Below are 13,221 nucleotides of genomic sequence, written 5' to 3'. Positions count from 1 at the left end.
TTATTTGCAGCAACACCATCTCATCCTAAATGGTAAAGTGAAGAGTGAAAGGCACTCAAAAAGGAAATATAGATTATCACTTCACTCACTTGCTGAACAGCCCCAAGGCAATCGCCGGTGTAACCGCCAATGTGCTGTTCAAAAAAACGTTTTAAAACAAGCATTGAAATAAGTGAAAGCAGGAGCGAAAGAGCTATTGCCGTCGTCCACGCTTGTAATGGTATGGCTTCTCCTATTGAAACGTGAAAATCGTATGCGAAAAAAATCACGCTTAAAAGAATCAAAGGAAAAATTCCAAAAAGGTGTGATACGAGAGAGAGTCGTGACGTCGCGATTGGCTTTGATTTGCTTGCATCAAAGTCCTGAACATAAGTCGAAAGTTCTACCACAAGCGAAGCGGCAAATCGGCTGAACGAATATGCGAAAATTAAAATATAAGAAAGGGATAAAGTTGCCATATCAAAGGTATTCTTTAAAAGGAGCGTATCGATTAAAGAAATCAACAGGCTAATCTTTAAGGTCAGGATAACAAAAAGCCCGGCAGTACCGAACACACCGATTCGGCTATCTTTCATAATTTCAAGAATGCGATCCTTTCTCCAACCGCCACCGAATCCGTCACAGACATCAGCAAAGCCATCTTCATGAAAAGCACCCGTAATTAGAAGCGATGCAGCAATCGAAAGAACGACTGCAGGCATAACAGGGAGAAATATCAATGCGCCGATGAGAAAGAGGGAAACAAGAAATCCTACCAAAACGCCAACCCAAGGAAAAAATTTTCGCGAACGCTGAAGCCGCTCCGGCGTGTGGTGAACAAGTCCAGAAACGGGTAGCCGAGTATAAAACATCAACGCAGAGAGCCACTCCTGCCATAGTTCGCGTAGCCTCGTCATGATTTTTTAGTCATAAATGCCGATTCAGAAGCCTTAGAAACCGAAACACCGGATTCGCCGAAGCTCGCCATTTCACAAAGAAAATTCACTGCGTTTTCAACAATCGGATAAGCCAAAACTGCTCCGGTTCCTTCACCCAACCGAAGCCCAAGCGAAAGCAGCGGTTTTTGTTCAAGAAGTTGAAGAACCAACTCATGCCCCTTTTCAGCAGAGGTATGTGAAAAGATGCACGCTTCAGAGAGGTTCTTATTAAGAGAGTGAGCAACCGCGAAAGCTGCCGTTGCGATAAATCCATCAACAAGAATTAACATCCGCCGTGAGTGCGCGGCAAGAAAAGCACCCGCCATCATTGCAATTTCAAATCCCCCATATTCTCGTAATGCTTCAATAGCATTAAGGCGTAAGGATGTTCGCTTCGCGGCCTGTTGAAGCAAATCGACCTTTATTAAGTATCCGTCATCATTAAGCCCGGTTCCTCTTCCAATAAAATCTGTAACCTCACGGCCAAAGATTTTTGAAAAAATAAGGCTTGATGAACTTGTATTCCCAATGCCCATTTCACCAAAAATGACAATGTTTGTTCCTTCCAAGTAAAGTTTTTCAATAAGTTGTGCCGCCCGCTCAAACGCAATTTTGCATTCTTCTTCACTCATTGCGGGTTCAATGAAATAGGAACGCGTGCCAAACCCAATTTTTGCATCAATAAAATGAATCGAATTTACTTCGGGGTGAAAAGTAAAATCAAAGCAAACACCGCAATCGACAACCTTGAAACTCAAATCAGCTTGACGTGCAAAAACATTGATTGCAGCCCCGCCTCGTAAAAAATTAAAAACCATTTGTGCGGTCACAGCTTGTGGAAACGCACTAATGGGTTCGTTTGCCGCACCGTGGTCTCCGGCAAAAATCAATACCGTGGGTTTTGAAAGCTTTGGAGAAAGAGACTCTTGCAGAAGCCCAATTTGCAACGCAATTTCTTCAAGTCTTCCAAGCGAACCCATCGGCTTTGTCTTATTTCCGATTTTCTCCAAGAGGGCTATTCTCAAGTTTTCCATCATCTTACAATAAATCGTCAATGAGTGTGGTTTCGTCAATAAGTCCAAGTTTCCGAAGCCGGGAATAAATTGACCCCTTGCTACGCCCCATTTGCGAGGAGATTTCAGTAATCCCCATCCCATTTGAAAACTTCCGTCGCAAGTCATCCTCTTCACTTTTCTCCCATCGGCTATAAGCCGATGAATTTGAATTTTGCTTTTCTCTTCCGAGTTGAACTGGCATTTCTTTCGTTTTCAATTCGGGTGCTCGCTTTTGCGAATAAGATTTATGGAATGAAGGAAGTTGAGGATAATCTTCTTTAAGGTTCGGAAAAAACATCTTTGTCAAATTCTTAGGCAAAATCAGGTCGGATGTCGAACGGGTCAGCGCAACATAGAGTAAGTTAATTTCTTCATTCAGCCGCTTTGTTAATGATGCCCGGTCGTTCTCAAGCTGATCCTTCGAGCGCTTTTTGAAAGAGAAGTCTTCTTCCAATTTTGAAAACTGTCTTTTAATCTCAGATTCAGTAATAAAATCCTCAGCCAAAGTGACTTCGTCGTATTCAAGCCCTTTCGCTCGATGGACTGTCGAGAAAACCACCCCTGCTTTATCCCGTTCTTCTATTGGGAGCGAAAGCTCACGTAAGCGTTTTATGTAACGCGGCAAATTCTCACCATAAAGCTTTACAATTTCAATCATCGAGCCAAGCGAGGTATCCTCGGTTTCCTCGGTGAAACGAAGCAACTCTTCAAATGAACGAAGCGAAGCAAGTGTGGTATCTCGAATCATTGACGGCTTTCCTAAGTAAAGATTGAGAACATCAAAAAGCGATCCACCTTCTTGCGCATAGGTGTAAGAATCAAACCCACCTTCAAAGTATATAGGCTTCTTAAAATTTTGTTCAAAAACCAAATCAATAGCTTTAGAAAGAAGTGCTGAATTCGTTCGCGCCAAGACGGCCTTCGAAACAGCGCGTCTTCTCTCACCAGCCCCTTTGAGATGAAGAGGGGCTTGATATCCCAAGAGCTTCTTTAACTCCAATGACTTTCGAGCAAGTGATGCAATATTTTCTCCAAATCGGAAACTGGTAGAAAGCGGATATGAAGGAAAATCAACCGTTTCCATTGAATTCACCGCAAATCGCCAACTGTAAATTTGTTGGTGTGTATCGCCAACAATGACAAGGGTTGCGGGTTGATTCAAAAAAATATCCAACATCGCCCCTGAAGCATCTTGACCTTCATCAAAAAGAATTAAATCATATGGAAGTTTCGGAATTGAAAGCTGAAATTTCTTCAAATAAAAATCATGAGAAATCGGGCATTCTCCACGATTCATCAAGGCCAAGAATTGTCGTGTTCCTGCCACGATGGCGTCATAATTTTTTAAAACAAACACACGTGCATTTTCACTGCTCACTGTTTGAAGATAATCTAAGTCTTGAACACGCTCCGTTGAGGAATTGCAAAAAAATGCAGTATAGGCAAGAATATGCCGAGCAAGAACAGTATGATTTGCAATGCCTGAAAACTTTATCAGTTCCATCAAATCCGATGGGCGAATCGATTTTTCTTGTACCTTGTATCCATATCGACGAATAACCTCGCGATAAGCCATTGAATGTGCAGTTTCAACCGTGACTGAGTCAAGCCCATTTTCAGAAAAACGCTTACTTGCACTTACTTTGACCGATTTATTAAACGCCAAATAAAGAGCTTTTAGGTGTTTTCGACTCTTTGCATATTCAATCAGTGTCGATGTTTTCCCAGATCCGGCAACAGCATTGATTTTGATGTTACCTTCTGAGCTGATAATTCTGTGCTGCTCTTCAGTTAATTTCATATTTAAAAATGATGTGGGGCTTATCACAGCTTCTATTTTAAAGCATGATTTAGAACGGTTATATGCGATAAAGAGTTAATAATAAAAGATTTTCGTCATACCAAAACACATTTACAAACTACTCGATGAATAATTTTGAGTTAATTAAAGCTGTCTCCGAAACGGTTGCAAAACCTCCGGTTTTAATTGAAAAATGGCTGAATCAAGCATTTCACCAAGCGGAAATTGAACTTTTAACAAGAGGCGCATTGCCGCTTGCTGGAATTGGAATGCTTCGAAAAACACTTCTCCCCGCTGAGCCGAAAGAAGTTGGCGGTGAGTTAGTCCTTGCTCCACCTAAAATGGCCATCATCCTTCAGAAAGATGCTCCACTAAAAGAAGATTATCTTGCGGCGATTGCCGTCGGTTGCCTCAATATTACTGAAAGCGATGCAAAACTGCTGTCTCGAAACTTTGCTAAAATCGCCAAAAACCAAATTGATTCTGGCAAACAAATTCGCGTAGGGCGGCTTGGCGCAATCATGATTTCTCCTGAATCTCTTCAATTGACTTTTGTGCCTACCACTTGGGCAACTTCACTATTAAGCAAAACCGCAGGTGATTTGGAGCCTATTTCACTTGCAGGAGATTCACAAACGAGTGAAAAACCTAAAATACCATCTCTACAAAGCAAAGAGAATAGTGATTTTCCAATTTCACCAATCCTTTTCGAGTCATCTTCTCAAATATCAAGCCCAAAAGTTGGTGTACCCTTAGAAACAGTAAACGAAAAACTCGAACAAAAAAAAATACCCGAAATATCGCTAAGCGAAGTCATTCCATCTCCCATAGATAATTCGCAAACACAAGAGATTCAATCTGAGACGGAAATTGAACCCACGAATTCATTCTCACCTGAGATGAATTTAGTTCCAGATCGGCAAGAACCAAAGGTTTCGCTTGAATCGCTTCCCTTGATACCATCACTTACGGCAGATGAAGTCAATAAGATGTTTGTAAAGGAGAATAATGATAATACCATTCTCCCGATAATTGCCGAAGGAGAAACAAGTTCAGCGGAAAAATCTAATCCTGAAGTTCCTTCAGAGCCACCACCAAAAAAGAAAAAGGTAATTTATACGGATGATATTTATGATCCATACTACGAGCCACCTATTCCAAAATACACTTATCAACCACCGAAAGATTTTACCCCGGACCTAACCTCAGGCGCGATTCACCACGATGAAGAAGGAATCAACACCACCTTAGCGGAACTCGAAGAAACACTCGATAAAGAGCGTCAAAAAGAAACCCGAAGAAATATCTTCATTATTGTCATTATCGGGGTTGTGATTGTCGGAGGCGTGTGGCTCTATCAAAATACCATTGCCGATAATGTGAATGCGGTTTTAACACAAAAAATCGAAGAGCAAGAAAAAGCAAAAGAAAAAACAATTCAGCATCAAGAAAATAAACAAGAAGAAGTAAAAGTAAATGTTGACTCAGCCTTAATTGCATATCAAAAAGAATCCAAAATTCGTCAGGAGCAAGAAAGATTCACGAAAATCCTAAAAGCCGCAGGCTCCTCCGCAAAATTGCCTCCAATGACAAAAAAGCCTATCAATCCTTCAAAAGGAGGATTCGGGGTAAAGCTCGGAGAATATAAAAGTTTGGAAGAAGCGCTTGGTGTTGGTGCAGTTTATGCAAAAGCAAAGATTTCAAATTATACCTTCACTATTGGTTCAAACGACGATGAAAAATTCATCATTGTCGCTGGTCAATTTCCTACAGCAGCTGCCGTACAGCAGTTAATTCGACGGTTCCCAAAATTCTTTCCAGAAAAAGCCGAACCGGTTGCCATAAAAAAACCGGTAAAAAAATAAATACTCTCGGGCTTGGTTGAAAGAAGTCAAAAATTATTTAAAAATAGTTTCCAAAAAATTTTCTTAAAGAAAAGTAGAAAAAAAGAAAAAATGTTTGGAAATATCGATACTGTCCTGTAGTTTTGCAGTCCTTATTGAAATGCGGTACTGCCTATCCGCATCTTCTTCGCAAAGGAGTTAACCCGAAAAGCCTTACAAAAAGGGCAGTTATGGGTAGCTCGATGTAATAAGAGAGTTTGTTTTACTAAAATAATAAAGTTTAAAACGCCTAATAAAGCGTTTTGTAACTGCTTACAGATTTTTTAGAATGCCAACAATTCAGCAACTGGTTCGTCTCGGAAGAGAAACCAATGTGTTCAAGACCTCATCGCCGGCACTTGAATCATGCCCGCAAAAAAGAGGTGTATGTACACGCGTTTACACAACGACACCCAAAAAGCCGAATTCAGCACTTCGTAAAGTGGCTAAGGTTCGTCTTTCAAATCAACAAGAAGTTATTGCTTACATTCCGGGTGAAGGCCACAATCTTCAAGAGCACTCGATTGTTCTTATTCGTGGCGGTAGAGTAAAAGATTTGCCCGGTGTTCGATATCACATTGTTCGTGGCGCTCTTGATACTTCAGGCGTTGCAGATCGCAAGAGAAGCCGATCAAAGTATGGTGCAAAGAAAGTGCAGCAAGGAGCAGCAGGAGCAAAGGGTGCTGCAGCAGCAAAAGGTGCAAAGAAATAATCGAATTAATTAGAAAAGGAAATGCGCAGAAAATCAGCTTTTAAGCGTCAAGTGACACTGGATCCAAAGTTTCAAGATCCTACGGTTACGCGTTTGATTACAACGATATTGCTACACGGAAAAAAAGATACCGCGCAGCGTATTGTTTATGATGCGATTGCTACGATTGAAGCAAAGACAAAAGAAAACGGGCTTGAAGTATTCAAGAAAGCAATTTCAAACATCGCTCCGGTAGTTGAAGTTCGCGGAAAACGAATTGGGGGGGCGACCTACCAAATTCCGATGGAAGTTCGCGCTGAACGCCGAATTGCCTTAGCGATGCGCTGGTTGAAACAGTATTCGACTTCAAGAGGCGGTCGTTCGATGGCCGATAAGTTGGCTGCTGAATTGATGGATGCGGCAAATAATCAAGGGGCCGCTGTAAAAAAGAAAGAAGAAATCCATAAGATGGCAGAAGCCAATAAGGCGTTCTCTCATTTTAGATTCTAAGTATTGATAGTTGGGAAACGAAATACGATAAAGATACACGATCATGCCAAGACAAGTACCATTAGAAAGAACAAGAAATATTGGGATTATGGCTCATATCGACGCCGGAAAAACGACGACGACTGAGCGTATTCTTTACTATACAGGCCGCGTTCACCGAATGGGAGAAGTGCATGATGGTGCCGCGACAATGGATTGGATGGAGCAAGAAAAAGAACGCGGGATTACCATCACATCTGCTGCAACAACGTGTTTTTGGGTGCCTAAGTACGGAAATTTTAAAGATAAAAAATACCGGATTAATATTATTGATACTCCCGGTCACGTCGACTTTACAGTTGAAGTTGAGCGTTCGCTTCGTGTGCTCGACGGCGCTGTCGCACTTTTTGGTTCTGTCGAAGGTGTAGAACCACAATCCGAAACAGTTTGGCGACAGGCAAATAAATATGGCGTTCCACGCGTTGCTTATGTAAATAAAATGGATCGAATTGGTGCTAACTTTTTTGGAGCCATTGATTCAATGAAAGAACGCTTAAAAGCAAATGTAATTCCAATTCAAATCCCGATCGGTGAAGGTGAGCTATTTGCTGGATTTATTGACCTTATCAGAATGATCGGGGTTATTTATGATAAGGAAGACGGTTCAACTTATAAAGAAATCGAGATTCCCGCCGATCTAAAGGAACAAGCTGAGCAATACCGAATTCAATTGCTGGAATCGGTTTCAGAAGTGAATGATACGCTTCTTGAAAAATATCTTGGGGGTGAGCACATCACTGAAGAGGAAATGCGGGTTACCTTAAGAGAAGCAACGCTGAGAATGCTTATTTTTCCGGTTCTTTGCGGTTCATCCTTTAAAAACAAGGGCGTGCAATTTCTACTTGACGCAGTCATCGATTACCTACCAACGCCGCTTGATCTTCAACTTGTTAAGGGTCAAGATACCAAGAGTGGCGAAGAGATTACCAGAAAGATTTCCGACGACGAGAGCTTTTCGGGCTTAGCATTTAAAATCATGACTGATCCCTATGTCGGAAAACTTACCTTTTTGAGGGTTTACTCAGGTACCCTTAAGGCTGGCAGTTATGTTCTTAATACGATTTCCGGTAAAAGAGAAAGAATTGGAAGATTGCTTCAGATGCACGCCAATCATCGTGAAGATGTTGATGACGCAATGGCAGGTGATATTGTTGCTGCTGTAGGCCTCAAAGATACGCGTACCGGTGATACAATTTGCGATGAGTCTAAGCCAATCATCTTGGAAAAGATGACCTTTCCTGAGCCTGTGATTCAAATTGCGATTGAACCTAAAACCAAGGCAGATTCTGAAAAATTAGGACTTTCACTCCAAAAACTTGCCGAAGAAGATCCGACATTCAGAGTAACGACAGAAGAAGAAACAGGTCAAACTCTTATTGCGGGAATGGGTGAGTTGCACCTTGAAATTATTGTTGATCGGCTTCGTCGTGAGTTTAAGGTCGATGCAAATGTCGGTAAGCCGCAAGTTGCATACCGTGAAACCATCCGCAAGAAAGTCGAAGCGGAAGGTAAGTTCGTTCGTCAATCTGGCGGTAAAGGTCAATTCGGATGGGTAAATCTCATCGTAGAACCTTCCGAGCCGGGTAAAGGATTTGAGTTTGTGAATGCAATTGTCGGAGGGTCAATTCCTCGTGAATATGTTCCGGCAGTTCAAAAGGGGATTGAAGAGTCCTTAAAAGAAGGTGTCCTTGCAGGTTACCCTGTCCAAGATGTAAAAGTGACACTTTATGATGGTAAATATCATGATGTTGACTCATCGGAAATGGCCTTCAAAATAGCTGGTTCAATAGGTTTTAAGGAAGGTGCGAGAAAAGCTAGCCCAGCTCTTCTTGAGCCGATTATGTCAGTTGAAGTGGTTACACCCGACGATTATATGGGAGATGTAATGGGGGATCTTTCAAGTCGCCGTGGAAGAATCGAAGGGATGTCTGCAAGAGCAGGAGCTCAAGTGATTACTGCCAAGGTTCCGCTTGCTGAAATGTTTGGATACTCAACACAACTGCGTTCTATGACACAAGGCAGAGCAAATTATTCAATGGAGTTTTTGGCGTATGAAGAAACACCAAAGAATGTACGCGAAGAAATTATCGAAAAAAGCGGTGTCGCAAAAGGGGCTACAGCGTAATTGTTTCTAACCACTAATCAAGTTTTTTAGCAAATCTTAAAACGAATTCCGGAGGAAGGAAATGGCAAAAGAGAATTTTTTAAGAAATAAACCACATGTAAACGTGGGAACGATTGGTCACGTTGACCACGGTAAAACGACCACAACCGCAGCATTGACGAAAGTTTCTGCCGTTAAAGGTTGGGGTGCAAAGTTCGTCTCCTACGACGAAGTAGCGAAGGCCTCAGAATCTCAAGGTCGCCGTGACCCCACTAAAATTTTAACCATTGCAACGAGCCACGTCGAGTACGAAACTCCGAACCGTCATTACGCACACGTTGATTGCCCCGGTCACGCGGATTATGTGAAAAATATGATCACAGGTGCAGCCCAAATGGACGGAGCGATATTGGTTGTTTCAGCAGTTGATGGTCCAATGCCACAAACAAAAGAACATATTCTCTTGGCTCGCCAAGTGAATGTCCCTTCTATTGTTGTGTTCTTAAATAAAATTGATATCGCCGATCCGGAACTTGTTGATCTCGTTGAAATGGAACTTCGTGAATTACTCACGCATTATGGATTCCCGGGCGACGAAATCCCGATTGTTCGCGGCTCAGCACTCGGTGCAATGAATGGTGAAGATCAATGGGTTGAATCCATTGCAAACCTTATGGCCGAAGTAGATCGTTATATTCCAACACCAGTCCGTGAAGTCGATAAGCCATTCTTGATGCCAATCGAAGATGTGTTTTCAATTTCAGGTCGCGGTACTGTAGGAACTGGCCGCATTGAAAGAGGGAAGATTAAAATCAACGAAGAAGTTGAAATTGTTGGACTCGGCACTACCCGTAAATCCGTTGTTACCGGTATCGAAATGTTCCGTAAAAACCTTGATGAAGGACAAGCCGGCGATAACGCAGGCCTTCTTCTTCGTGGGGTTGAAAAGAAGGACTTGGAGCGTGGTATGGTTATTGCAAAACCGGGTACGGTTACACCTCACCATAAATTTGATGCGCAGATTTATGTTCTTAAGAAAGAAGAAGGCGGACGTCATACTGGGTTTGTAACCAACTACCGTCCTCAGTTTTACTTCAGAACAACAGACGTAACTGGTACAATTGAACTTCCGGCAGGTGTTGAAATGGTTCTTCCGGGTGATAACACCACCATCAAGGTTGAGCTTATGTCTCCGATTGCTATGGATGAAGGTCTTCGTTTCGCTATTCGCGAAGGTGGAAGAACAATTGGCGCAGGTGCAGTTGTTAAGATTATCGAATAAAGCATGATTCATTGGGTATAAAAAGGAGCGATCCATTCGCTCCTTTTTTATCCATAAAATTGAAATAAACACAAAGTACCGTGGCACAACAGAAAATACGCATCAAGTTGAAATCTTATGATCATAGCCTTGTCGATAAATGGGCTGAAAAGATTATTGATGCGGTAAAGCAAACGGATGCGATTATCTCAGGACCGATTCCGCTTCCTACAGATTCGCAGGTATATACCGTTAACCGCTCTCCTCACGTGGATAAAAAGTCACGTGAACAGTTTATGGTTGCTTCTCATAAGCGATTAATTGAAATTATTAATCCGAGCAATCGAACAATCGATCTTCTCATGCGCTTAGAGTTACCGAGCGGTGTAGATGTTGAAATTAAGAACTAAATTTTTATAACGGGTTGTGTCGAATCCTCGACCGCCAATCCTTAAGGAACAATGAGCGCAATATTAGGACGCAAGGTCGGAATGACCAGCATATATGACGCGAAAGGCAAAGAAATTCCCTGCACCGTAATCGAAGCAGGACCTTGCACAATCGCACAAGTCAAAACAAAGGAAAAGGAAGGTTATCACTCTTATCAATTCACCTTTGCTGAAAAGAAAGAAAATAGAGTTTCAAAACCTCTTCTCGGGCATTTCAAAAAAGCCGGAGTGAAGCCTACCTATAGTGTTGTTGAATTTAGAAAAGAAGATGTACAAGCAGACTTAAATGTCGGTGATGTGGTGAAGGTAGATGTCTTCAAAGAAGGCGAGATTGTTGATGTTGTAGGCACTTCAAAAGGTAAAGGTTTTGCTGGCGTTGTGAAGCGCCATCATTTCGGCGGGATGTCCAGAACTCACGGGCAATCTGATCGTGAAAGAGCTCCGGGTTCTATGGGGGGATCCTCTTATCCATCGCGCACATTCAAAGGAATGAGAATGGCCGGAAGAATGGGTGGAGATCAAGTTACAGTGAAAAATTTATTGGTAGTAAAGGTGCTTGCAGACTCAAACTTGTTAGTTGTGAAAGGTGCAATCCCCGGACATAAGAATTCATTCGTTCAAGTTGTATCTGTGAAAGGAAAATAATGTATGGCAACTATTGAAGTGAAAATATTGAAGAAAGACGGAACCGAAACAGGTGAATCGGTAAAGTTGAACGAAGAAATTTTTGGAATTGAACCGAACGATCATGCCATCTATATGGATGTCCGTTCGATTCGAGCGAATCAAAGACAAGGCACTCATAAGGTTAAAACCCGATCCGAGGTTCGCGGAGGAGGAAAAAAACCTTACCGTCAAAAGGGTACCGGGGGCGCTCGCCGTGGTACAAATCGGTCGCCACTCATGCCGGGTGGAGGGTCAATATTCGGGCCAAAACCACATGACTATGTTGTGAAAATCAACAAGCAAATGAAAGCATTGGCTCGTAAATCAGCTTTAACCTATAAAGCGAAGGAAAATGCAATTTTAGTTTTGGAAGACTTTGCACCCGATGCAATCAAAACCAAGCCGATATCAGAAATGCTAACTAAGCTTGGTCTTGACGGAAAGAAAACCTTGCTTTTAACACCGAAGCACAACGAAGAACTATATCGTTCTGGACGAAACATCGAAAACCTCTTTGTTCTCGAGGCAAAAAATGTATCAACCTACGACATTTTGGATAGCCGAGTTCTCGTTCTACAAAAAAGTGCTGTAAAAGTTCTTGAAGAGCAATTGGCCAACTAAATCTTGAGAAAACCAAAATTAGAGAGTATGTCTACTGTTTTAATACGACCGATTCTTACTGAAAAGGCGACTCTGCTTGCAGAAAAGGAAAATCAATATGTATTTGAAGTTGGCGATGATGCATCTCCAAACGCAATTGCAAAAGCAATTGAATCACGCTTTAGTGTTACAGTGACTTCTGTCAGAACAGTCAATAAAAAAGGTAAAGCAAAAATTCAATTTACACGCAAAGGTGTACGCGCAGGACGCAAATCAGATGAGAGACGCGCCTATGTTACACTTGCAAAAGGGAATAAGATTGACTATTACGGCGCGCAAAACACAACTGCAGCCGCTGAGAACAAGTAATCAAGGGTTAATAAAAAATTATGCCAGTAAGAAACTTAAAACCACGCACACCCGGGTCACGATTTCTTTCTTACGCTTCATTCGAAGAAATCACAACCGATAAACCTGAAAAAAGTTTATTGGTACCCATTAAAAGCTCCGGTGGGCGCAATAACCAAGGTCGCGTAACCAGTCGAGGAATGGGCGGCGGTCACAAGCGATTCTACCGCATCATCGATTTCAAGCGCGATAAAGAAGCAATCACCGCTGTTGTTGCGACGATTGAATATGACCCGAATCGCTCTGCGAGAATTGCACTCCTTAAATATGCTGACGGAGAAAAGCGCTATATCCTTGCGCCAAACGGGATCAAAGTTGGAGATAAAATTGAAAGTGGGGCAAACGCCGATATCAAGCCGGGTAATTCCTTATCCTTAAAAAATATCCCCGTTGGTACCGAAGTTCATAACGTTGAATTGAAAGCTGGTAAGGGCGGACAAATCGCGCGAAGCGCTGGTGGATACGTAATACTTGTTGCAAAAGAAGGGGACTATGCAACACTCAAAATGCCTTCTGGTGAGTTAAGAAAAGTAAGGGTAGAATGCCGAGCAACGGTTGGGATTGTTGGAAATCTTGAGCACGAAAATATTAGTTACGGAAAAGCAGGGCGGTCAAGATGGTTTGGCGTCAGACCGGTGACTCGCGGTATGGCAAGAAATCCTGTTGATCATCCAATGGGAGGTGGCCAAGGTAAATCGAAATCCGGTGGTGGACGACAGCATCCTGAATCGCCTTGGGGTCAAAATTCCAAGGGGCTAAAAACACGCCGTGGAAAGAAAGCCTCTTCAAAACTAATTGTTCGTGACAGAAGAGCAAAGAAAACTGCATAAATAAATT

Annotated in this window: 13 protein-coding genes; 10 read left to right on the top strand and 3 right to left on the bottom strand. The window is 42.2% G+C overall.

What is annotated here, in order from left to right; translation table 11 throughout:
* Positions 1 to 20: 20 nt before the first annotated feature.
* Genes SFU91_04520 through SFU91_04510 form a run of 3 tightly spaced genes read right to left on the bottom strand, consistent with a single transcriptional unit; the run spans position 21 to position 3,773 of the window.
* On the bottom strand, positions 21 to 896 hold the full coding sequence (locus tag SFU91_04520) for an adenosylcobinamide-GDP ribazoletransferase (GenBank protein ID MDX2128281.1): 876 nt from the start codon (positions 894 to 896) through the stop codon (positions 21 to 23).
* Positions 893 to 1,954: a nicotinate-nucleotide--dimethylbenzimidazole phosphoribosyltransferase gene (cobT, locus tag SFU91_04515; protein ID MDX2128280.1), complete on the bottom strand. Its 1,062-nt coding sequence runs from the start codon at positions 1,952 to 1,954 to the stop codon at positions 893 to 895. Before cobT ends, SFU91_04520 begins: the two co-directional genes overlap by 4 nt.
* A 1-nt stretch (position 1,955) precedes the next feature.
* Entirely contained in the window at positions 1,956 to 3,773 is a 1,818-nt protein-coding gene (locus tag SFU91_04510; protein MDX2128279.1) for a 3'-5' exonuclease, read from the bottom strand.
* A 125-nt stretch (positions 3,774 to 3,898) separates the two neighbouring features.
* Between SFU91_04510 and SFU91_04505 the strand changes: the two genes are divergently transcribed.
* The 10 genes from SFU91_04505 (at position 3,899) to rplB (ending at position 13,214) form a co-directional block, all read left to right on the top strand.
* Positions 3,899 to 5,638: a hypothetical protein gene (locus SFU91_04505; GenBank protein MDX2128278.1), complete on the top strand. Its 1,740-nt coding sequence runs from the start codon at positions 3,899 to 3,901 to the stop codon at positions 5,636 to 5,638.
* A 307-nt stretch (positions 5,639 to 5,945) separates the two neighbouring features.
* On the top strand, positions 5,946 to 6,368 hold the full coding sequence (gene rpsL, locus SFU91_04500; GenBank protein MDX2128277.1) for a 30S ribosomal protein S12: 423 nt from the start codon (positions 5,946 to 5,948) through the stop codon (positions 6,366 to 6,368).
* Positions 6,369 to 6,389: 21 nt separating this feature from the next.
* Entirely contained in the window at positions 6,390 to 6,857 is a 468-nt protein-coding gene (gene rpsG, locus SFU91_04495; GenBank protein ID MDX2128276.1) for a 30S ribosomal protein S7, read from the top strand.
* 43 nt (positions 6,858 to 6,900) lie between these two features.
* Positions 6,901 to 9,021, top strand: a complete 2,121-nt coding sequence (gene fusA, locus SFU91_04490) for an elongation factor G (GenBank protein MDX2128275.1) — start codon at positions 6,901 to 6,903, stop codon at positions 9,019 to 9,021.
* A 61-nt stretch (positions 9,022 to 9,082) separates the two neighbouring features.
* Entirely contained in the window at positions 9,083 to 10,282 is a 1,200-nt protein-coding gene (gene tuf / locus SFU91_04485) for an elongation factor Tu (GenBank protein ID MDX2128274.1), read from the top strand.
* Between the two features lie 80 nt (positions 10,283 to 10,362).
* Entirely contained in the window at positions 10,363 to 10,671 is a 309-nt protein-coding gene (gene rpsJ, locus SFU91_04480; protein ID MDX2128273.1) for a 30S ribosomal protein S10, read from the top strand.
* 51 nt (positions 10,672 to 10,722) lie between these two features.
* Complete coding sequence (gene rplC, locus SFU91_04475; protein ID MDX2128272.1) at positions 10,723 to 11,355, top strand: 50S ribosomal protein L3; 633 nt, start codon at positions 10,723 to 10,725, stop codon at positions 11,353 to 11,355.
* Positions 11,356 to 11,367: 12 nt separating this feature from the next.
* Positions 11,368 to 11,997 carry a 50S ribosomal protein L4 gene (gene rplD, locus SFU91_04470; protein MDX2128271.1) on the top strand — a complete coding sequence of 210 codons (630 nt, stop codon included), beginning with the start codon at positions 11,368 to 11,370 and terminating at the stop codon, positions 11,995 to 11,997.
* A gap of 27 nt (positions 11,998 to 12,024) precedes the next feature.
* A complete protein-coding gene (gene rplW / locus SFU91_04465; protein MDX2128270.1) occupies positions 12,025 to 12,345 on the top strand; it encodes a 50S ribosomal protein L23 in 321 nt (106 codons plus the stop codon).
* 20 nt (positions 12,346 to 12,365) lie between these two features.
* The gene (rplB, locus tag SFU91_04460; GenBank protein ID MDX2128269.1) at positions 12,366 to 13,214 is read left to right on the top strand and encodes a 50S ribosomal protein L2; all 849 of its coding nucleotides are present in this window, start codon (positions 12,366 to 12,368) and stop codon (positions 13,212 to 13,214) included.
* The last annotated feature ends 7 nt before the right edge of the window (positions 13,215 to 13,221 follow it).

The organism is Chloroherpetonaceae bacterium (assembly GCA_033763895.1).
In the GTDB taxonomy this organism is placed as follows: Bacteria; Bacteroidota; Chlorobiia; order Chlorobiales; family Thermochlorobacteraceae; genus JANRJQ01.
This window is presented reverse-complemented; position numbering and strand designations above follow the sequence as displayed.